The 19,576-nt window shown below is 69.5% G+C and carries 19 protein-coding genes and 1 pseudogene; 10 read left to right on the top strand and 10 right to left on the bottom strand.

Annotated elements, in window-relative coordinates; genetic code table 11:
* The first annotated feature begins 6 nt into the window (after window positions 1-6).
* From SMD20_RS40250 to SMD20_RS40240, 3 genes are all read left to right on the top strand, one after another.
* Window positions 7-564: a DUF3307 domain-containing protein gene (locus SMD20_RS40250; RefSeq protein WP_329591304.1), complete on the top strand. Its 558-nt coding sequence runs from the start codon at window positions 7-9 to the stop codon at window positions 562-564.
* The gene (locus tag SMD20_RS40245) at window positions 557-1,288 is read left to right on the top strand and encodes a Crp/Fnr family transcriptional regulator (protein WP_329591303.1); all 732 of its coding nucleotides are present in this window, start codon (window positions 557-559) and stop codon (window positions 1,286-1,288) included. Before SMD20_RS40250 ends, SMD20_RS40245 begins: the two co-directional genes overlap by 8 nt.
* Before the next feature lie 528 nt (window positions 1,289-1,816).
* Window positions 1,817-2,440 carry a DJ-1/PfpI family protein gene (locus tag SMD20_RS40240; protein ID WP_329591301.1) on the top strand — a complete coding sequence of 208 codons (624 nt, stop codon included), beginning with the start codon at window positions 1,817-1,819 and terminating at the stop codon, window positions 2,438-2,440.
* A 9-nt stretch (window positions 2,441-2,449) separates the two neighbouring features.
* Here the strand turns inward: SMD20_RS40240 and SMD20_RS40235 are convergent, their stop codons facing one another.
* Window positions 2,450-2,734 (bottom strand): hypothetical protein, encoded by a 285-nt coding sequence (locus SMD20_RS40235; RefSeq protein ID WP_329591300.1) that lies wholly within the window; start codon window positions 2,732-2,734, stop codon window positions 2,450-2,452.
* Between the two features lie 9 nt (window positions 2,735-2,743).
* Between SMD20_RS40235 and SMD20_RS40230 the strand changes: the two genes are divergently transcribed.
* A complete protein-coding gene (locus tag SMD20_RS40230) occupies window positions 2,744-3,316 on the top strand; it encodes a S1 family peptidase (protein WP_329591298.1) in 573 nt (190 codons plus the stop codon).
* Between the two features lie 873 nt (window positions 3,317-4,189).
* On the opposite strand, the gene SMD20_RS40225 is transcribed toward SMD20_RS40230, so the two are convergent.
* The 5 genes and pseudogenes from SMD20_RS40225 to SMD20_RS40205 all read right to left on the bottom strand — a co-directional run bounded on the left by SMD20_RS40225 (window position 4,190) and on the right by SMD20_RS40205 (window position 7,033).
* Complete coding sequence (locus SMD20_RS40225) at window positions 4,190-4,600, bottom strand: transposase (RefSeq protein WP_329591296.1); 411 nt, start codon at window positions 4,598-4,600, stop codon at window positions 4,190-4,192.
* A 64-nt stretch (window positions 4,601-4,664) separates the two neighbouring features.
* Window positions 4,665-5,240, bottom strand: coding sequence for a hypothetical protein (locus SMD20_RS40220; protein WP_329591294.1), 576 nt, complete (start codon window positions 5,238-5,240; stop codon window positions 4,665-4,667).
* Window positions 5,241-5,278: 38 nt separating this feature from the next.
* Window positions 5,279-5,813, bottom strand: a pseudogene (locus SMD20_RS40215) (helix-turn-helix domain-containing protein); the annotation flags it as partial.
* A gap of 199 nt (window positions 5,814-6,012) precedes the next feature.
* Window positions 6,013-6,294 (bottom strand): hypothetical protein, encoded by a 282-nt coding sequence (locus tag SMD20_RS40210; RefSeq protein ID WP_319712879.1) that lies wholly within the window; start codon window positions 6,292-6,294, stop codon window positions 6,013-6,015.
* Between the two features lie 223 nt (window positions 6,295-6,517).
* A complete protein-coding gene (locus SMD20_RS40205; RefSeq protein WP_329591290.1) occupies window positions 6,518-7,033 on the bottom strand; it encodes an AraC family transcriptional regulator in 516 nt (171 codons plus the stop codon).
* A 32-nt stretch (window positions 7,034-7,065) separates the two neighbouring features.
* Here SMD20_RS40205 and SMD20_RS40200 point away from each other — a divergent pair, with 32 nt between their 5' ends.
* Window positions 7,066-7,428: a phytanoyl-CoA dioxygenase family protein gene (locus SMD20_RS40200; RefSeq protein WP_329592827.1), complete on the top strand. Its 363-nt coding sequence runs from the start codon at window positions 7,066-7,068 to the stop codon at window positions 7,426-7,428.
* Between the two features lie 72 nt (window positions 7,429-7,500).
* Here SMD20_RS40200 and SMD20_RS40195 read toward each other — a convergent pair whose 3' ends face one another.
* The gene (locus SMD20_RS40195; RefSeq protein ID WP_329591288.1) at window positions 7,501-8,091 is read right to left on the bottom strand and encodes a hypothetical protein; all 591 of its coding nucleotides are present in this window, start codon (window positions 8,089-8,091) and stop codon (window positions 7,501-7,503) included.
* A 558-nt stretch (window positions 8,092-8,649) separates the two neighbouring features.
* On the opposite strand from SMD20_RS40195, the gene SMD20_RS40190 reads away from it, so the two are divergent.
* Together SMD20_RS40190 and SMD20_RS40185 are read left to right on the top strand one after the other, a co-directional pair.
* The gene (locus tag SMD20_RS40190) at window positions 8,650-12,594 is read left to right on the top strand and encodes a hypothetical protein (protein ID WP_329591286.1); all 3,945 of its coding nucleotides are present in this window, start codon (window positions 8,650-8,652) and stop codon (window positions 12,592-12,594) included.
* A gap of 115 nt (window positions 12,595-12,709) precedes the next feature.
* Window positions 12,710-13,081 carry a hypothetical protein gene (locus SMD20_RS40185; protein ID WP_329591284.1) on the top strand — a complete coding sequence of 124 codons (372 nt, stop codon included), beginning with the start codon at window positions 12,710-12,712 and terminating at the stop codon, window positions 13,079-13,081.
* Between the two features lie 148 nt (window positions 13,082-13,229).
* Here the strand turns inward: SMD20_RS40185 and SMD20_RS40180 are convergent, their stop codons facing one another.
* Window positions 13,230-13,643: a hypothetical protein gene (locus SMD20_RS40180; protein WP_329591282.1), complete on the bottom strand. Its 414-nt coding sequence runs from the start codon at window positions 13,641-13,643 to the stop codon at window positions 13,230-13,232.
* Between the two features lie 110 nt (window positions 13,644-13,753).
* Window positions 13,754-16,435: an AfsR/SARP family transcriptional regulator gene (locus SMD20_RS40175; protein ID WP_329591281.1), complete on the bottom strand. Its 2,682-nt coding sequence runs from the start codon at window positions 16,433-16,435 to the stop codon at window positions 13,754-13,756.
* Window positions 16,436-16,902: 467 nt separating this feature from the next.
* On the opposite strand from SMD20_RS40175, the gene SMD20_RS40170 reads away from it, so the two are divergent.
* Window positions 16,903-17,205 (top strand): hypothetical protein, encoded by a 303-nt coding sequence (locus SMD20_RS40170; RefSeq protein WP_329591280.1) that lies wholly within the window; start codon window positions 16,903-16,905, stop codon window positions 17,203-17,205.
* Window positions 17,206-17,509: 304 nt separating this feature from the next.
* A complete protein-coding gene (locus tag SMD20_RS40165) occupies window positions 17,510-17,797 on the top strand; it encodes a hypothetical protein (RefSeq protein WP_329591278.1) in 288 nt (95 codons plus the stop codon).
* A 362-nt stretch (window positions 17,798-18,159) separates the two neighbouring features.
* Here SMD20_RS40165 and SMD20_RS40160 read toward each other — a convergent pair whose 3' ends face one another.
* On the bottom strand, window positions 18,160-18,828 hold the full coding sequence (locus SMD20_RS40160; protein WP_329591277.1) for a hypothetical protein: 669 nt from the start codon (window positions 18,826-18,828) through the stop codon (window positions 18,160-18,162).
* 151 nt (window positions 18,829-18,979) lie between these two features.
* On the opposite strand from SMD20_RS40160, the gene SMD20_RS40155 reads away from it, so the two are divergent.
* On the top strand, window positions 18,980-19,525 hold the full coding sequence (locus SMD20_RS40155) for a TetR/AcrR family transcriptional regulator (RefSeq protein ID WP_329591275.1): 546 nt from the start codon (window positions 18,980-18,982) through the stop codon (window positions 19,523-19,525).
* The last annotated feature ends 51 nt before the right edge of the window (window positions 19,526-19,576 follow it).

Genomic DNA, 19,576 nt, shown 5'->3' with positions numbered 1-19,576 from the left:
GTCGCCGTGTCAGGTGCTACTGCGGCTGCGCTTGTCGCCGTAACCTTCGCAGCCCTTTACGCAGGGCACCAGATCGGTGACCATGTCGTGCAGAGCGACAGGTCCGCAGTCACGAAAGGTGCCCCCGATCCGGAACGGCTGGCCATGGGTGTGTCACCGTGGTCCGGCTGGGGCGCCTGCTTACTCCACGTCGCCAGTTACACCGCCACGCAGGCGGCTGCTCTGGCGCTGGTCTGTGTGGCGGTGCCGATGGAGCTGTCCGGCATGGGGACCGCGCTGGTCGTGTCGGCGAGCACGCATGCGGTGATCGATCGCCGCTGGATCGTGCGCTGGCTGATCCACGTCAAGAAGTGCCACAACTGGCGGGAGGCGCCGTATGCGATCGATCAGTCATTGCACGTCGGCGCCCTGCTGGTCGCGGCAGTGCTGGCTGTCGTGGTCAGCGACGTGGTAGGCGTCCTCACGGTGGCGACTGGTGCCGTCGTCCTGATGGGCGCCGCCTTGACCGTGGAGCGCCGGTTGGCCACGTCGAACGCTCGGGTTGTGGACCCGATCCATGGCTGACGCTCTCGCTGACCGCCGAGCTGCTGCCGGTACCCGGCGATGGCCCGAGGGAACCTTCCTGCACGCGCTGGGCGAGGACGATCAGAAAAGGCTGCTCGGCCTGGGCACGCAACGTACATACCCGCCCGGCGCGCCGCTGATCGAGGAAGGGGCCGCCGACACGGACGTGTTCGTGCTGCTCGACGGTTACGGCAAGGTGCTTGGCAACACAGTCGACGGCCGGGTGGTCCTGCTGTCCGTGCGTGGGAAGGGCGACGTGGTCGGCGAACTGGCCGCGCTCGATCGCAAGCGGCGGTCGGCCTCGGTGCTGGCCTTGACGACGGTGGTGGCGCGGGTCGTGTCGCGCGGAGCGTTCGTCGGCTTCCTGCACGACCGCACGTCGGCGGCGGACGCCCTCCAGGCCACGATGCTGAGCGAGTTCCGGCGGGTGACCCGGCATCGACTGCTCGTCAGCGGCGCCTCGGTAGAGGTGCGGCTGGTTCTGCTGCTGGACTATCTCATCGACGTCTACGGCCAACGCTGCGCCGACGGCGTGCGGATCGCGGTCCCGCTCAGCCAGCCTGAAGTGGCCTCCATGATCGGGGTCGCGGAGCCGAGCCTGCACCGGGCGCTGGCCCGGCTACGCGAGCGGAACGTCATCGGCACCGGGCATCGGCGGCTCACCGTACGCGATCCCGAAGCGCTGCGGGCGCTGGCCGCCGACGCACGTGCCACGCAGGCATAGTCACACCGGATCCGGGAGCGGCAGGGACGCCGTCGCCGGGAGAGGTCCGCCGCCCACTGCCACACTTCGATCGCGCGCCGCGCGATCATGCATGCCCGCTCCGTCGACTGTCCGACGCCCCCGCGCGTCCTCGGCTCGGCGTCGCTCGACGGCGAGGATTTTGTCATACTTCCGCGCTCACGACGTCACGATTTCTTCCATGGACGTTGATCACGATGTTCTGCTTCGCCGATGCCGGGCGGTATCGATCGCAATGGGCACCGGTCCCGGTGTCGTGCGCGTCTGATGCGCCGGAGCTGAACCGATCGAGGGCGTCTGGGCATACCTGAAACGATCCCTGGTGAATCTGGCGTAGAAGGCCTTCACCAAGCTCGCCCTAGATGTTGCTCACCGTCAAGACCTTGGGCGTGAAGCCGTCATGAATGGGATCTGATGGTCGCCTTCGGCATGGTGCCCAGTAGCAGGATTCCCCTCACGGTCGCAAGCGCCAAGAAGCGCTGGCGACAACAAATCGAAGGAGCAGTAGCCATGCAGGTGGCCATCCCTCTCTACCCCCGTTTCACTGCCCTCGACGCAGTGGGGCCCTACACGGTGCTGGCCTTCGCACCCGGCTGGACGGTCACGTTCGTCGCGGCACAAGCCGGACCTGTGACCGACGACCAGGGCACACTTACCTTGACCGCCACGGCCTCGTACGCCGATCTGGACCGTCCCGACGTCATCGTGGTCCCGGGCGGCATAGGCACGTTCGAGGTCTTGGGCGATGAGGCGCTGGTGAACTGGATTCGCGACAGCCATGAGCACACCCGGTGGACCACTTCGGTGTGCACCGGGTCACTCCTCCTCGGCGCGGCCGGGCTGCTGGAGGGGCTGCGCGCGACCAGCCACTGGGCGGTCCTGGACATGCTGCGGGAGTACGGCGCAGAGCCAGTGAGCGAGCGGGTGCTCACCTCGGGCAAGGTCATTACCGCGGCCGGGGTGTCGGCGGGGATCGATATGGCGCTTACGCTGCTGGCCCAGGCCGATGACCCCATCACAGCACAGGCCGTGCAGTTGGCCATCGAGTACGACCCGCACCCGCCCTTCAACGCCGGGTCGCCTCAGACGGCGCCGGATGGACTGTCCGAGCTCGCGATCAAGCTCATCACCTAGGCGCTCGGGCTACGGCGCGCTGAGCAGGGCGAGCGTCGCGCGCGACAGAGCCAGAGTGGCGGTGGACAGGGCACGCTCGTCCATGGTGAAGAGGGGATGGTGGTGCGGGTGGGGCGCGCCCGCCGCGGGATCGCTGATCCCCACGCGGAAGTAGCAGCCCGATACCTCGCTCAGGAAGCGGCCCATGTCGTCGGAGGCGGTGCTGGGCTCGCCGGGCGTCACGTCCCCGGCCGGGAGCTCGGCGATCAGTGCACGCGGCCCTCTCCCCACCGGTGCGGTGGTGCGCTGATCCACTCCGATTGGGTGCTGACCGCGGCACACTGTGTCGCAGGCCGGCTCCCGGCCGATTTCAAGGTCAGCGTGGGCTCGAACGACTACCTGGGCGGTACCTCGGTCGACATCGCCGAATTCATCGCGCACCCGCTCTGGGGTGCGGGTGGTGAGAGCATGGGCGACATCGCCCTGATCCGGCTCAACAGGTCGGTGGACGGGCCGACGATCGCGCCGGCCCGTGCGCCGGAGGGCGCGCCCGTCCGGATGATCGGCTGGGGGTTCACGGTCGACGGGGACGCCACATCGATTCCGAGGGAACTGCGCCAGCTCGACACAAAGCTGCAGCCGTATGCCGACTGCCGGTGGGGCGACGAGTTCCAGGCCACGCCCGGTGACCTGTGCGCGGCGCGAGGCAAGGACGACACGGCCGGCGCCTGCAGCGGTGACTCCGGCAGCCCGCTGCTGTATCGGACGGCGGACGGCTGGAAGGTGGTCGGCGTGACCAGCCGCAGCGGCGGCGAGACCGGATGCCTGAACACGCCTGAGGTCTACACCAGCACGGCGCGCTACTGGTCGTGGGTCAAGGTCACCATGGGCACCTGACCCGGCCTTTCTGGACGGGAACGCGGTCTCGTCGTCGGGGACGGCCCTCACGACGAGGCCGGGACCGCCGGTTGCCGGATCGCCGAGGACATGACCCGTCAGCGGCGCTGGTAGACGCCGGCCCGGCGTGGCCAGAAGCCACGCCGGGCACGGGTTCGTCAGCAAGCTGAGCCGGACCGTGGTGAGCTGTCCCCCGCTTCTCCGCCGATGTCGGCAATCTCCTCCCGCGCGTTCTGCCTTCGGCGCGCGCTCCACGCTCGGACGATCTCGCTTGCCGGCACCGTCAGCCCAGGTGTTTGCCTACACGGTGAACCGGAGATCGAATCAGTGATCAATTCGCTCGTCGAACTCCTTCTTGAGCTCGGTCTCCTGCCACGCCTTCACCCGCTGGTGGAAGCGGGAGTCGAACCGAGCAAGGGGCTGTTCGGAGTTCGGATCATGTGGTTGAGGTGAGGAGTCGTAACCACAGGGTCGAGCCTCGTAGCTTTCCGGGGCATTGTCGTAGCGGGTGGCCAGGCCACGCCAGATCTTGATCTTCTGGACGCAGCGTTCGATGGTGTTGCGCTGCCGGTAGCGTTGCGGATCGAAGGTGACGGGCCGTCCACCGGGCGGGTCCGTGGCCGGCTCACGGTCCGGCCATGCGGATCGTGTCCAGGACGGTGGTGAATCGCGGGCAGTCGGCGGCTTGGCCGGGGCGTGAGCACGAAGACTAGCGGTAGTCCGGCGGCATCGACCGCAGCATGGATCTTGCTGCTCAGCCCGCCCCGGGATCGGCCGAGCGCGGCAGCCTTCGCTCGTGCCTTGCGCCGTCGCCTGGAGGCGATGCGCTCGTCCGCCGACGACGCGCCAGCGTCGGGTGCGGCCTGCGGCGCATCACCCGCAGCACCGGCGGCTGCTCCGGCAGCGGAGCCCATTTTCCTCGGTCAGCGCCTGCTCCAGCGCGTCCAGGGTCTCTCCGGCGATCGCCGGCCCGGCCGATTCCTGATGTGCCCGCACGATCGTGGAGTCCACGCTGACCAGCTCCAGCCCGACCTGGCCGCGCGCTGCGGCCTCGGCGATCAGCGCGTTCATCAGGTCCTGGAACACTCCGGCCTTGGCCCAGCCGTTGAACCGGGAGTAGAGGGTGGACCAAGGCCTATAGCGTTCCGGCACGTCACGCCAGCCCGACCCGGTGCGGAATCGCCACAAGATCCCATTGAGCTGATCACGCACCCGCCGGGGCAGCGGCCCGGTGGCCGCCACCGGCAGATGCGGCTCGATCAACGCCCACTCGGTGTCGGTCACATCGAAACGCCAGTCACGGCCAGCCCAGCCCCGACCCTACCAAGATCCGAACTTCAAACAGCTTCTAGCACGACGCCTTCGGCAGCTCGCAGACCTTGATCGTCATCTGTTCGGCCTGGGAGATGAGGCGACGGAAGCGGTTGATGGGCAGGCTCTTGGTCGGAGAGGCGGTCTCGCCGACGATGTAGACGGCCGCGCCGCGGCGTACGGCCACCGAATGCTCGCCGTTCTCAAAGAACAGGCCCCCCGCGCGCAGGCCCTCATCGCCCACGTCCAGCGGCTTGCTGAAGTACCGGTAGCGGTGCACACCCTTGCCCACGTCCGCGCATTTCGCGAGGTCCCTCCGCAGCAGGTTCATGGCGCGCTTGGCGTGCCTGACGTTCTTGTAGATCACTAGCTGCTCGTACTTCAGCTCCGTTTCCGCGGTGTAGATCACGGCCCGGGTGGCCACTCGCCCCGCGTCCCTGCGGTGGCGGAAGAAGCACGGATCGAGCTGGAGCGGCAGGTTGTTGGAGTCGGTCACCTTGTACGTCTCCCACTCCTTCGCGGGCGGGTGCGACTCCATGAAGAGCATGCCCTGCGGCAGCCCGCCCGACAACATCGCCGCCGCCAGCGCGACAGCCGTCCCCGTCTGGAACATCGAGAACCTCCTAGTTCGATCGTGTCGCATCATGAGACCAGCAGATTGATGTGAGTCTCATCGGTGGCCCACACCAGCGCGCCGCGCGGTAACTCCCGCGGCCAGGCAGTGATGGGATGGCGGCCACCGCCCGCCAGCGGTCCGGATCGCCGCGGGCCACCAGCTTGGGCCGCCGCCAGATCGCCACGATCCGTAGCCACCGATACAGGGTGCGCGCGCTCAGCTTCGGCCGGCCCAGGTCCTGCCATAACTAGGGGGCACTGTCCGCAGCCTGCCCGGTTCCAGCAACGCGGCGATCCGGGCGAGCAGGCGTGCCCCGCCAACGCGCGGTCGCCCGGCACGAGGCAGACCGGCCAGACCCGCCAGCCCATCGCAGTTGAAGCGGCCGATCCACCGCCGCATCGTGCTCGCATCGCACTCCAGCAGCTCAGCGATCTGGGCCGGGGACACCCCGTGCACCGACAGCAGCACCATCACCGCCCGCCTGGCCTGCCGCCGCCGGCCGCGCAGGTCCGCACGCAACTGCTCGATCGAGCCTTCGGGACCGTTGGCGAACACGCTGACCGGGCGCATACTGACCACGACCTCGCGGGGTGGGTGGGCGTTGCCAGCAACTTCGATCCAACTCCCAGCGAGGCCCCTGTCAACGCCCGTCCGCGCCCGCGATCTCACGCCCCGTCACGCGCAGGACTTCTGAACTCCCGCTTAGTCACGCGCGCGAGCGGCCCCATCGCCGAAAGTCAACTCCTCTCCCGCCCCATCGGTGCGGCCCCTACGCGGGGATGACCCAAAGGTTGTAGTAGCTGTACGCGGGGCCTCCGACGCACTTGTACTGGTAGGCCCACTGCCTGCGGACCCACTCGCGGCCTTCGGTCCTGCATGCGGTCAACGTGGCGAACCGGCCCGCGTACTCCCATGCCTCGGCCTCGAAGGTGACGGCGGCGCTTTGCGTCGAGGCCTTCTGGGTCGCGGCGAGAGCAGGCGCCCCGGTCATTCCGGCTACGGCGAACAGACCGGCGCAGACGGCCAGCCCGGCAAAGAGACGACGATGCAAGGTACCTCCAACGGCTCGGCCCATCACCGCGGCGTTTCGTTCTGCGGCGACCTGGTGACACACCATCGTCCCGTACCGGAGGCTCGTCATCCAGGACGTTGACCGGTCGCTTGCCGGACATATCTCTGGGCCAGGTCAAGAAGGTGCTGTCACGCCTACGGGCGGCCCAAGAGCGCCTCGCAGTTCGTCTCCAACAGAGGTTTCGGACCGAAATCCGGCCTCACTACTGGCCCCGCCGATATTGCGTGGGCGAAAGGCCCTGGTAACGGCGGAAGGTCGAGGCGAAATACTGGCTGGAGGAGAATCCGAGACGATGCGCGACCTCCGTGACGCTGTCGTCCCCCTCGGTGAGCATGCGTTCCGCACGTGCGATCTTCGCCCGCAGCACGTAGTCCTTGGGACTTGTGCCGAGTGTCTCGGTGAAGGTCTCGTAGAAGCGGAACGCCGACATTCCCGAGACCTCGACGAGCCGGTTGACCGTGACGGGCTCCTCCAGGTGGTCGTCAAGCCACCGCAGCGCGCGCCGCAGGCCCGGATGCTCCACGGTGACACCGGCCTCAGGCCCGGACGAGCCACGGATCAGATCGATCACGGCGGCGGCGCACAGGGCCTCGCGCCATGCCGCGGTCAACCACCCCGCGCCGCCGGCGGGCGAGGTCAGCACCCGGCACAGCAGATCGACGCTGAGCGGCGGCACCGGCCACAGGTCGTGCTCGGCGCGGCCGAGCTCGTCGAGCACCCTGGCACCAGGACGCCGGCTACTGGGTCGACCTGCCCGACGAGCGGGCCGCCTCCATCTGGGTCTCGCTCGACGAGGCGACCGTCGACAACGGCTGCATGTGGTACGTGCGCGGCTCCCACCTCGGCCCGATCCGGCCGCACCGGCCCGCCGGTGGCGGCGGCGGCGCGATCGAGTGCGACTGTTCGGAGGACGAGCCGGGGGCGACGCCGGTGCCGCTGCCCCCGGGTTCCGCCGTGGTGCACGCCGGGCGCACGTTGCACTACTCGCGCGGCAACACCACCGACGGGCCGCGCCGCGCGTACATCCTCAGTTTCCGGCCGGCAGCCATGATCGCCATGGACCACGGCCTGACCGAGAACGTCCGGACGGTCCGCAACAGCCTGGCGGACTGACCGGGGCACCGGCCGCGCTGGTCGCCGTCCCGGCCGGGCCATCCTGCCCTGCCCCGGCGGCCGGGACGGCCGTCATGCCGCTTCCAGGGCCCACAGGGAGGGAAGCTTGCCGTCGAGGTGCCACGGCGGATCCATCTGATAGCAGTATTGGCCCATCACCCGGGCATTGGCCGCGCGCCAGATCCCCGCGTAGCTGATCTGGTACACGGCGGCGAGCCGTTCGCCGGTCGGCAACCGAGAGGGGTCGAACTGTCCGTCCGCGTCGGCGTGGCCCAGCACGCCTTCGTCCACCCAGTCGCCGCTGTCGCGCAGAACCGCGGCCTCGTCGGGGCGGGCGAGCCGATAGACGCTGCGGTCGGCGGCCCGCAGCCGGTGGAGTGCCACGCTGCCGGGGAAGACCGTCCGGGAGATGAAACGGGCGGCCGACGAGCCCGCGGGTCCGAACCCGTGGTCGCGGATCGCCGAGTCCCGCTCGGCCGCGCTGGCGGTGTAGAAATACCCGCCGGCGGGGGTCGACAGTTCGTAGAGCTGGGTGAGCTGGGGCAGGGTCGAGGGCGTATCCGCTGCTGATGCGGGACAAGCGCCTAAAGGCAAGCCGATGGCAAATACCGTAGCGATAAGCGTCATGCGGAGCGACCGCTGCCGAATGGTGGGCATGTTCACTCGCCGTCCTTCACGGTGGGATGTTTCGAAGGAGATGGGTGGCTGCCGGAGTACCCGCGGCAAGGGTCCTCACAGGGGTCCAGCAGCGTGATGGATAGATCAGATCGCCCGATGGAAGAAGTACTACGCCGTCGTGGCGGCGCCGACTGCGGTGGCGGTCGCAGCACCTGCGGCGGAGGGTGCCAGGGGGTTCACCTGCCGCACATTAGCAACGGGCTCCTTCATTCCACCTTCAGAACTCCTCATCATCCGGAGCGGCGACAGGTGCGGCGGTAATACCGTCGACATTCGCCGTCTTTTCTGCCGTCACCAGCAAACAGGCGAACGGAACCCGGCCGAATGACGATTCCCGGAAGCGCCCGCGAAACGTTTCAAAATGTCCGGCGAGTGTCCGCGTCTTTGTCCTGGACCCGCGTTTCCAGGGAACGCACGATCATTGCGTGCCCCTGCCACCGTAGGGCGCACGAGGTCTGACGCATATCAGCGCCTGAATGAGGCTACCTGCGACCGCGGCACCGCCGCTGACGAACCGCCATTCTCTCCACCATCGGGAAGATCATGAGCTGTTTCAAATCCCTGGCCGCCATGGCGGCTGTCACGGCCGTGTTGTTGGGCCAGCTGTCAGCCCCGCCTCCGGCCGCCGCCGAACCAACGCCTACCCCACCGCCCGCTAACGCCGACCTCACCGTACCGGCCACGAAGTCCGCAGCTCCCGAGAGCCTGGCCACCGGCGAGCGCGCCGGAGTGCTGGGCAGCGGATGGGAGAAGTCCGCCGACCGGGCCGTGGCCACGAGCGGGGACGCCAGCGGCTTCCACGTGCTGGTCGCCGACGCCAAGGACGGCTATCGGTGGCGGACCGCCGCGTCACTGTCGGAGCCCGGGTTCGACACCGACGCCTGGATCGGCAACGTCTGCGTGACGGCCTCCGGGAAACGAGCCGTCGTGGTGTACGCGCCCCGCACATTCACCAACAAGGCCGAGCTGGCCGATCGCGGCGGGTTCACCGCGATCGTAGACCTCGACGGCGGCCCGGTGCGCAAACTGAAAGCGCAGACGAGCCTGGCCTACTTCAACCCGGGCTGCGGCCCGTCGGAGTCGGTGGTGCTCACCCAGGGCAGCGGGGAGGACCTGACCTCGACCCGGCTGCTGGAACTGGACACGGTCAAGGGGAAGCTGGCGTCACCCATCGAGGTGCCGGGACAGCTCACTTCGGCGGTGCCGGTGAAGGACGGCATCGTGGCCGCCGACTCCGGCGCGGTGGTCCGGGTGCGCACCGACGGCAAGCGCACGGTGCTGGCCTCGGCCAAGGGGGTGCCGTACCGGCTGACCCCCGACGCCGACGGCGGCGTCGTGTACGCCCAGATGGATGACCAGCAGAACGCCTCTGTGCGCCGCGTGGACATGGAGAAGGGCAACGCGGTCACCACGCTGGCCACCGGCGGCATCACCGGCCTGAGCGTACGCGCCGCCCGGGGCGGCCAGGTGTACGTCACCGGCGCCAAGTCCTCCACGGCCCGCACCGCGGCGGCGCCGAGCGTGGCGCTCGCCAACGTACCGACCGACGCGGGAGTGTCGCTGTCCGGCGGCCTCGCGGTGACCTCGGTGCTGCGCACGAACACCAAGGACCCGCGGGTGGCGCCCGTCGACCCGGACGCGCCGCAGCGGGTGGACATCACCGCCACGTCGCTGGCCACGAACAAGCCGTTCACGCTCTCGGTGACGCCGGTGAACGGCGCGGGCGGCGGCGCGGAGCCGAGCCCGGCGCTCGGCCGGTTGGCGCTCGGCCGGTCCGCGCTCGCCGCAGGCGGCGGCCCGAACGACCCCGCCGACGGCGCCCAGCAGGTCTGCTCGGTGGCGCGCAACGATCCGCGCAGCCAGGCCATGCAGCCCAAGCCGCGGCAGGTGGAGTGGGCCGTCGACCAGGCCGTGCTCGGCGTGCTGAACGTGCAGCGGCCGGCCAACTGGAAGAACCTGGGCATGCCCGCGTACACGCCGCAGGGCCTGTTCCCGCCCAGGGCGCTCGACGGCGGCGGGCACGTGCCCGCGCAGATCATGATGGGCGTCGCCGTGCAGGAGTCGAACACGTGGCAGGCCGCCCGCTTCGCCATCCCGGGCGTTACGGCCAACCCCCTGATCGGCAACTATTTCGGCATCGACTACTACAACGACACCGAGAACGACGACTGGAACATCCGCTGGGACAAGGCCGACTGCGGTTACGGCATCATGCAGGTCACCGACGGCATGCGCCTGGCCGGCAAGGAGAAGCCGGGCGAGACCGCGCTGCCCGTCAACCAGCAGCGGGCGATCGCCCTCGACTTCGCCGCCAACATCGCCAAGGGCCTGCAGATGCTGCAGGACAAGTGGAACGAGACCCGCAGGGCAGGGCTGATCGTCAACAACGGCACCGCCGCGGGGCTGGAGAACTGGTTCTTCGCGGTGTGGGCCTACAACTCCGGCCTGCACCAGCCGAGCGGGACGAACCCGTGGGGGCTGGGCTGGCTGAACAATCCGGTCAATCCGCGCTACCCGGCCGATCGTCCCCCGTTCATGGAGACCTCCTACGCCGACGCAGCGCACCCGCAGCACTGGCCGTACCCGGAGAAGGTGCTGGGCTTCGCCGGCCACCCGATCGAGCTCATCGAGAGCCCCGGCACCCTCGTGTACTCCCACCTGTACGCCTGGTGGAACTCCAATCAGGACCGCTACAACGTCAAACCGCCGGTCGTGCAGTTCTGCACGGCCAGCAACGACTGCTACCCCGGCGCGTCCCACACGCCGAACGACCCCGAGGTGATCGGCGAGCCCGCCGGTCCCTGCGCGCACAAGAACACCCTCGGCCAGTACGACCTGAAATGCTGGTGGCACCAGGCGTCCACGTGGAAGGCCAACTGCCCGACCAGCTGCGGCAACGGCAGGGAGCGCTTCGACGCCGGCTACGCCTATCAGGAGGACGCCACCAACTACGCCCCGAACTGCGGCCTCAGCGGATTGCCGAGCGGCGCCCTGGTCGTCGACAACCTGCCCCCCTCCGTCCCCTCGATCAGACCGAACTGCGCCCCGCAGTACACCAGTGCCGGCACCTTCCAGTTCAGATTCCAGAACGACCTGAACGGCAACTATCCCGGCAAGATCGACATGCATCAGATCGGCTCGGGCTTCGCCGGCCAGTTCTGGATGAGCAACACCCTTCCGAGCAGCGACGAAGTCCGCAGAGCGGTCGGCACCTGGACGCTGAACCAGAGCGCCGGATGGGCCCGGGTGCTGGTGCATCTGCCGGTCACCGGAGCGCGCACGCAGCAGGCCCGCTACGAGATCGACACGGACGGGAGCCGCACCTACGGCAAGAAGCGGTACCTGCCGCAGCAGATCGGCCGCAACGGCTGGGTGTCGCTGGGGGTCTACAACTTCAACGGCACCGTCCCCAGCATCCGGCTCTCCAACGAGACCAAGGACGGCAAGGGCACCGTGCGCGTCGCCTGGGACGCCATCGCGGTCCAGAAGCTCCCGGCCAAGCCCAAGCACATCGTCGCCGCGCTCGGCGACTCCTACAGCTCCGGCGAGGGCGCCGGCGACTACTTCGCCTCCTCCGACGCCGACCACGGCACCGCCTGGTGGAACGCCTGCCGCCGCAGCAACGACGCCTACTCGCGCAAGGTCGTCCTGCCCGGTGACACCGAGAACCTCGGCACGCTCGTCGACCGGTTCGACGCCAACCACGAACTCGGCTTCGTGGCCTGCTCGGGAGCCAAGTCCGGGAACGCGGGCGGCTGGCTCACCCCGGAATCCTGGGCCTCGCCGGGCGACTACGAGAAGGGCGAGGGACAGTTCCACGAGTTCGCGCAGGTCAAGTCCGGCGTGCTGACCGAGAACACCACGCTGGTCGTCCTCAGCATGGGCGGCAACGACATCGTGGACGGCGGCGAGAAGGGCATCTTCGCCAAGGTCGTCGCCAACTGCATCGCCCCAGGCACCGACCCGCTCTGCGCCTCCGCCATCGACGACCAGAAGGCCGGAGTCGGCACCATGGTGAACAACGTGGAACGGGTGATCAGGGCGATCCGGGAAGAGGCCAAGAACGCCAAAATCATCCTCCAGGGCTACCCCGTGCCGGTCAGCATCATCGGCGAGTGCAGCCTCTCAACGCTGATCACTGTGGAGGACGCCCGCGCCATCGCCGACCTCGTGACGCACATGGGCACCAAGGCGAAGGAGCGGGTGGACGCGCTGCGCGCCGGAGGCATCCCCGTGTACTTCTCGGAGCCCTACAGCGAGTTCTTCTTGCACGGCGTCTGCGACCCCGACAACTACATCAACGGAATCAAGTTCACCCCGGCCGGTGACGGCGACTTCCACGCCGGCGACGACCCCAGCCCGATGTGCATCTTCGTGGACCTCACCTGCGTCAGCAGGGAATCCTTGCACCCCAACGACTCGGGCACCTCCGCCTACGCCAGGGCCCTGCGCACCAGCCTGGACGAGGCCGGATACCGCGGCCCGTGACCGCCCGGGCCGCCGGGCGCCGTCCCTCCCTGCGCCCGGCGGCCGTCACTCTTTCGAGATCCCCGGGCAACAGGAGAGCAACATGTGGAGACGACTGTCTCTGTTCTGTGCGGCCGTGCTGACGGCCCTGGCAGGTCTGCAGGGAGCCGGCGCGGCGCAATCCGCCGCCCTGGCGCCCACGAGGGAGGCGTGCCGCAATCTCGGTAACGGCAACCTGTGCATCCGGGTCGCGCCGACCAGCAGCCTCGCGGCGAAGATCACGGTCTGGTACGACAAGAACGCCGGGGCCAAGCGCTACATCAGGCTGCGGTACTACAGTCCCGGAGGCGTCGGCTGGGACGACGGCGCCTTCTGGATCTCCACGGGCCAGGTGAAGGGGTACATCTGGTATAACCAGCCTCTCACCCAGGGCTGCTTCATCGGCCAGCTGCAGGACCTCACCGATGGCGGGCTCGGCGTGACGAGCGGAGGCTACGTCTGTTACTGACCGTGACTCGCGCCACCGCTGGGGAGCCGGGCTGACCCGGCACACCGACCTGGGCAACAGAAAGCACCGCCGGATCCCGAGGGGGAATCCGGCGGTGCTTGCCGTCCGCGGCCGTGAGCCGCGGACGGTCACGCCGCCCGGATGGGCGCTATCGGGCCAGTCTCGTACACGTTCCCGTGGTCCCCCGGAATCCGGTGCAAACCTTGAACGGGCCGGACCAAACGGTGGTGGGGGTGTTGTACCAGCCGCGCCCGCTGGTAGCAACCTTCGGGTTGACCACGTTCTGGCCACGGCCGTCGCGGAGCGAGACGTTCGCGCCGTTGCTCAGCAGGGCCGCGCCATGGTAGCCGCGCTTGGTGCCCCCGGTGCCATTGCAGTACCACAACCGGATAGTGTCGCCGTTGGCGCTGGCTGCCTTCCTGCACGGCGCGGCAGTCGCCGCGCTGGACTCGGCGGTGACCGCGTGAGCTGGTGCCGTACCAAGCAGCGTCACGGTCAAGGCGCCGACCGCCATGGCACTGACCCTGGCCGCCCAGGCCCCACGTTCCACGGCTGCTTTCATGAATCCTTCTCCTCGTTCGGCTACTTCTGCATCGTCAGCCTCGCAGGCCACGGTTTCATTCTGGCTTCATGACGGGCCGACGGAGGTTCGTGCCAAGGTCGCGCCGCGATTCAACCGACGGCGAAAGGCGAGATGAGCGGCGGGTGAGCCGCGCTGTCGTCGTGACGGCGGATCTCGTCCAGGACCTCCTCAGCACCGCGCCGGCACCGGCCCGCCTCAAGCGGTTGGCCGGCGGCCTGGTAGGTGTCGCCGAGCTGCCGCAGCACCTCGCCCTCCCAGACCCGGTGCCCGAGGTCGCGCAGCAACATCAGGGCGTGCTCGAACCAGACGATAGCGCGATGGTGCTGGGCCATGGCATGACGGATGACGCCGAGCGTGGCGGAGGACCAGGCCTGGCCGGTCCTGTCCGCGGTACGGATCGCGATCCCCATCGCCGTCTCGCCGGTGGTGAGCGCCTGCGCGTACTGCCCCAGCTCACCATGGCACCGGCTGATCAGGTTCAGCGTCCGGGCCTGGTGGGCGTCGCGTTGCGTCTCGCGGAACCAGTCGAGGCACCGCTCGGCGTGGCGCAACCCGGCCGCCGGGCCCTGCTGCCGCATGGCCAGCAGCGCTTCGTCGAGCAAGCACAGCCCGTGGACGACCGGGTCGCCGCCGGCGCGCGACAGCTCCAGTGCCTGGTCGAGTTCCGCGCGCGCCTGCTCCGGCAGCCCGAGCTCGATCGAGGCCGCCGCGATGCTCTGCCGCGCCGCCGCCTGCGCGGCGACGTCGCCGGTCGAGGTGGCCAGCGTGAGAGCGAAGCGCTGGATCCTGATCTGTTCCCGCCAGGCGCCCTGCCGGTCGCACCACAGTGCCATGGCGGCAGCCAGCGGCACGGCCTCCGCGGGGAAGTCGCCGGCCTGGAGCAGCACGGCGCGCGTGGTGGCGTGTTCGGCGCGCAGCCAGTCCGTGGCCTGCGCGAGGTTGGTGAGACGCTGCGGCTGCGCGTCCGGCGCCGCCGGCGGGGGTGGCAGGTGCGCGGCCCCGTCCAGCAGCCGGGCGGCGGCGTGGGCGGTGTGCGCGTAGTACTGGATCAGACGTCGGCGTGCCTCCCGCACAGTCCAGCCGTCGATGGTCTCCGCCGGCTCCAGCGCGTACATCCGCAGCAACTCGTGCAGCGCGAACCGGCCGGGGGAAGGCTCGTGCACCAGGTGGGCGTCCCGCAGGATGTCGAGCACCCGGTCGGACCGTGACCGGCCCAGGCCCGCCATGGCGGCGATCGCCGGGCCGGTGATGTCCGGTCCCGGGTGCAGGGCCAGCAGCCGGAACAGGCGGGCGGCGTCGGCGGAAAGGAGCCGGGAGGAGTGGGTCAGCGCGATACGCATGCCGGTGAGGTCGTCCCTGCTGGTGGAGACGCCGAGACCGGCCCCCGACCGGCGCAGCTCGGCGACCTGGGCGCCCAGCAGGAGCGACGGGTTGGCCGCCATGCGGGCGGCGGCCACGGCCAGAGCCGGCGGAAGCCGTTCGCACAGGTCGAACAGCCCGTCGGTGGCCTGCGTCTCCGTCTCGGTCCGCCCGGCACCTTCGGTGGCGACGAGACTGTTGAGCCTCCGGCGGCTGATGATCACCACTGCGGAGTCGGCGCCACCGGGCACGAGCGGGCGCACCTGCTCGGCGTCGCGGGCGTTGTCGAGCACCACGAGCATGCGCTTGTCCGCGAGCATCGTGCGGTAGAGCGCCGCCCTGGCCTGCTCATTGTCCGGGGTCCGGTGGCGGGCCACGCCCAGCGCCTCCAGGAAGGTCTCCAGGACGTCCGCCGGGCCGACCGGCACGTCGGCCGGGCCGAATCCCTGCAGGTCGGCGTAGAGCTGCCCGTCCGGGAAGCGCGGCGCGGCCTCCTGCGCCCAGCGAAGGGCCAGGGACGTCTTGCCCACGCCCACCATGCCCGTGATCACGCAGATGCGGCCGCCTTCGCCGAGCAGCCGGTCGATCTCCTTGAGCGCTTCGCCGCGGCCGACGAAGTCGGCGCCGCTCGCGGGAAGCCGGCGGGGCACCGTGGTGCCGCTCGGCCAGGCGTCCCCGGCCAGCAGGTCCGAGTGAATGCGCTGCAGCTCCGGCGAGGGGTCGGCACCGAGGCGTTCGGCCAGGCGGTGCCGGAGCTGCTCGTACATGGCCAGCGCCTCGGCCTTCCGGCCGCAGCGGTCGAGGATGACGAGCAGCCGCTGCCACAGCGGCTCACGCAGGGGGTGGTACCAGGCGAGTTCCTGCACCTCGGCCACCAGTTCCCCGTGCAGTCCCTGAATGAGGCTCACGTCGATCCACCGTTCGACAGCCGTGAGGCGGAGCTCGGTGAGGCGCGCGGCCTCGGGACCGCGCAGCGTCTCGGACTCCACCCCGTCGAACGGGACGCCCCGCCACAGGGCCAGCGCCTCCTGCAGGCACTCCCGCTCCCTGCCGGTGCCGCGCGACAGGGCCGCCTCGGCCAGCAGGTGACGGAAGCGCAGCGCGTCGACGTGGTCGAACTCGATCTCCAACCGGTAGCCTCCCGGCAGCGAGTGGATGGCCTGCCGCCCCAACTTGTGCCGCAGCCGGGCGATGTAGGTCTGCACGCTGCGCCGCGGGTTGAACGGCGGGTAGTCGCCCCACAAGGCGTGTGCCAGCCGCTCCACGCTGATGGTCTCACCGGCGGACATGGCCAGGAGGGCGACCATCGTCCTGAGCCGGTTCGCACTGAGTGCGACCGGGGTTGTGCCCTGCCAGATCTCCAGCGGACCCAGCACGTTGACGCGTAGCCCGCCATCCTTGGTCGCGTTCATGAACGACGGCGGCTGGTGCAGGCGTGAGAGGATCCGGCGAAACAGCGGCCCTCGCAGTCTTCGGCAACGACCCGGCAGCACATCGTGCCTGGCCATAGTGCACGGCATGCTCGTCTCATCCCCCTTACTGTCCACGCTTCGGATGCCTGGCACCAGGACGTCGGAGGGTCATTTGCCGGGCTTTCCATGCGAAACGCGCAATGGCCGCTCCGCGGCTGGACCTTCTGGTACGTGCGGTGGCGGGCCGGACCAGCCTCCGGCCAGGAGCGGCTGTTCTGGCAGGCCGCCTGTCGTGGCGAGGGCGAGCACGACGGGACGCCGACAGCCCGCGTTCGACGGCCAAGCCGAGCTGACACCGGTTTGAAGTCGATCGCCGCAACCATGGAGGCATGTCGCGCCCGTCGATCGCCAGACATCGGGAGGCGGATGTGTCAGCGCCGGCATGTGCCCTAAACAGGAGGTTTTTCATGCGCATCATTGCTCGTTGTGCCATCGCGGTGGCGGCCGCCTCAGCGCTGGCGATCGTGGCCACGCCGGCCGTGGCGGCGACCGGCCAGCTCGGTCTCCGCGGGCCGGGAGGCAGCCTGGTGGTCCAGAACCCGAAGGCCGGGTGCATCAACACCGCCTTCGCCATCTCCCAGGTAGCCAACCACACCAACGCGCCCGTCACCGTCCACACCGAACCCGGATGCGCCGGCGCCGGGCTGGTGGTCGCACCGGGCAGCACCGTCTCGGTCGGGACCCGTCACAGCGTGAGGGTGCTGTCCTGACCGTCACCGCTTCTGCCGACCGCCGCGAGCCCCGATAGGTCCGGACTCGCGGCGGTCGCGCGGAGTGATCGGAGAAGTACTTCCGAGGACCCGGCTGCCTGCGTCGGTCGACACCGACTGTCACTCGGCTCTGCCGTCCGGAGCCCCCGACCGGTGCCGGGACCTCGCGATCTGGGATGCCGATCATGTGAAATCCCCCTGACGTGCTGGTGGCAGCCGCGGCCCGGCGGGCCCGCCCGTCACACGTTCGAGAGCGGCGCCGACGGCAGCGCCTTCGGGCTGGTCAGTCCATCTCGCGGGCGGCGTGTCCAGCGACGTGCACGCCGAACTGCGCCTGGCCCAGGGACACACCGGCCGGCCCATGATCCTCAAGTTCGAGGGCCGCTACCACGGCTGGCTCGACCCGTCCTCTACAGCGCAACCCGATCCGTCACTCGCGGGCCCGGCCGGAGCCCCCGTCCCGGTGCCCGGCACGCTCGGTCGGCCCCTCGCGGCCGGCCTGATCATCGCGCCATGGAACGACCTGGTCGCGCTGTCGGAACTGACGACCGTCACACCGGCCGCATCGCCGCCGGAGTGTGCGAACCCGTAACTGGTCGAAGGATCCGGCCCCCTCTTCCACACCTTCTTCACCAAAGCCGCCGCCATCAGAAACTACCGCCACTTCGCGCAACCGACCGCGCCATGATGAGCGCCCGCACGCAGCACTCCTGGACCGCGGAGTGAACATCGCGCCACGCGGACTCTGGTTCCTCTCCACCACCCATACCGCCACCGACATCGAAATTCACCATCAACGCCTTCGGCGACGCGCTCACCTCACTCCCACCCGACTGAACCTCCACCCGTCGGGCGGATGAACCAACCGCCGCGCAGCCCCGCCGACATCGGCATGGCCCGGGACGGCACGCGCCCCGGGCCGCGCCGCCTGTGCGGGCCGCAACACCGGGCGGCTCAGGTCGAGCGGCGCCGCGCCAGCCATAGGGCGGCCGCGATGATCCACGCCAGCGCCGTGAAGCGGCCCAGCGGCAGCAGGAAGGCGACGGGAGTGGCGATCAGTGAGGCGACGGATGCCAGCGACACCACGCCCGAGATCGCTCCCAGCAGCGTGAGCGCTCGGGGCGCGGCCCCGGCCAGGCCGATGGTGCCGGCGCCGACGAGGATCCCAAGAAAGAGCACGTGGATGCTGCCGCCGGACAGGAACGTGAGCAGGTGCAGCGCGCGCAGCGCCTCACCCGTGAGGCCGCCGCCGGAGACGAGCGCGATGTCGCACATGGCGGAGATCAGCAGGAACACCGCCGCAATCACGCCCGCGTGCTGGACCACCGTCCGGGGCAGGGCGTCGGGCAGAGCCCTGGCCAGCGCCGTCGTGAAGATCGTCAGCGGGATCGCCGCCAGCGTGTGCAGCAGCCCGAGCCCGAGCACCGCGCTGCCGCTGGCGGCGAAGTAACCGGTGATCGCCGCCTGCGTCTCGTAAGGGGAGGGGAAGGTCCGGCTGCCCAGCACCATGGACAGGATCAGGCCGCCGATGAACATCCCGGCGAAGCTGATGCCCGCCAGTAGCCATCGGCCGGGTGCCGCTGACGGCGGGGCCGTCGCGGTGGGCAGAGCGGTGTCGTGCATAACGTGCCTCCGAACGCTTGGGAAACGACTCGTGTCGTTTCTCTATGGTCCGCACGGGGGCAACCCTTGTCAATACGACACGTGTCGTTTCTGCTAGACTGCGCCCATGCCGAAACCACCCGATACCCAGCGACGCAGCGAGCGGAGCCGGGTGGCAATCCTTGCGGCGGCGCTGGAGCTGTGCGCCGAGCACGGATACGGGAACGTGACGGTGGAGGCCATCGCGGCCAGGGCGGGGGCCAGCAAGAAGACGATCTACCGCTGGTGGCCGTCGAAGGGCGCCGTCGTCCTGGAGGCGATCGTGACCAACGCCCAGGCCGGGACACCCTTCCCCGACACCGGCGACATCACCGCCGACCTCCGCGTCCAGATGACCGGTGTGATCGAGGTCCTGACCAGCCCGCAGATCGGTTCGGCCTACACCGGGCTCATCGCCGAGGCGCAACATGACGCCACGCTCATGGAAGCGCTGGTCGGCCAGCTGATCCGGCCGAGAGTGGACGTGGTCATCGGGCGGCTCCGCCAGGCACAGGAGCGGGGCGAACTGCGCGAGGACGCGGACCTGCGACTGGTCACCGAGTTGCTGTACGGGCCCATCTACTACCGGATGCTCCTCCACCTGGGATTGCAGTCCGACCGCATACAGTCCCTGATCGACTACGTGATCAGGCCCCTCATGCTCCGGCCCAGCCGCTGAGCCGCTGCCCGCAGCCGGACCGGTCCGCGCAGACAGCGCAGGCGAGATGCA

Source organism: Nonomuraea sp. LP-02 (assembly GCF_036289125.1).
GTDB lineage: Bacteria > Actinomycetota > Actinomycetes > Streptosporangiales > Streptosporangiaceae > Nonomuraea > Nonomuraea bangladeshensis.
Note: the sequence above shows the minus strand (reverse complement) of the source record. Positions and strands in the feature narration are given on the sequence as shown.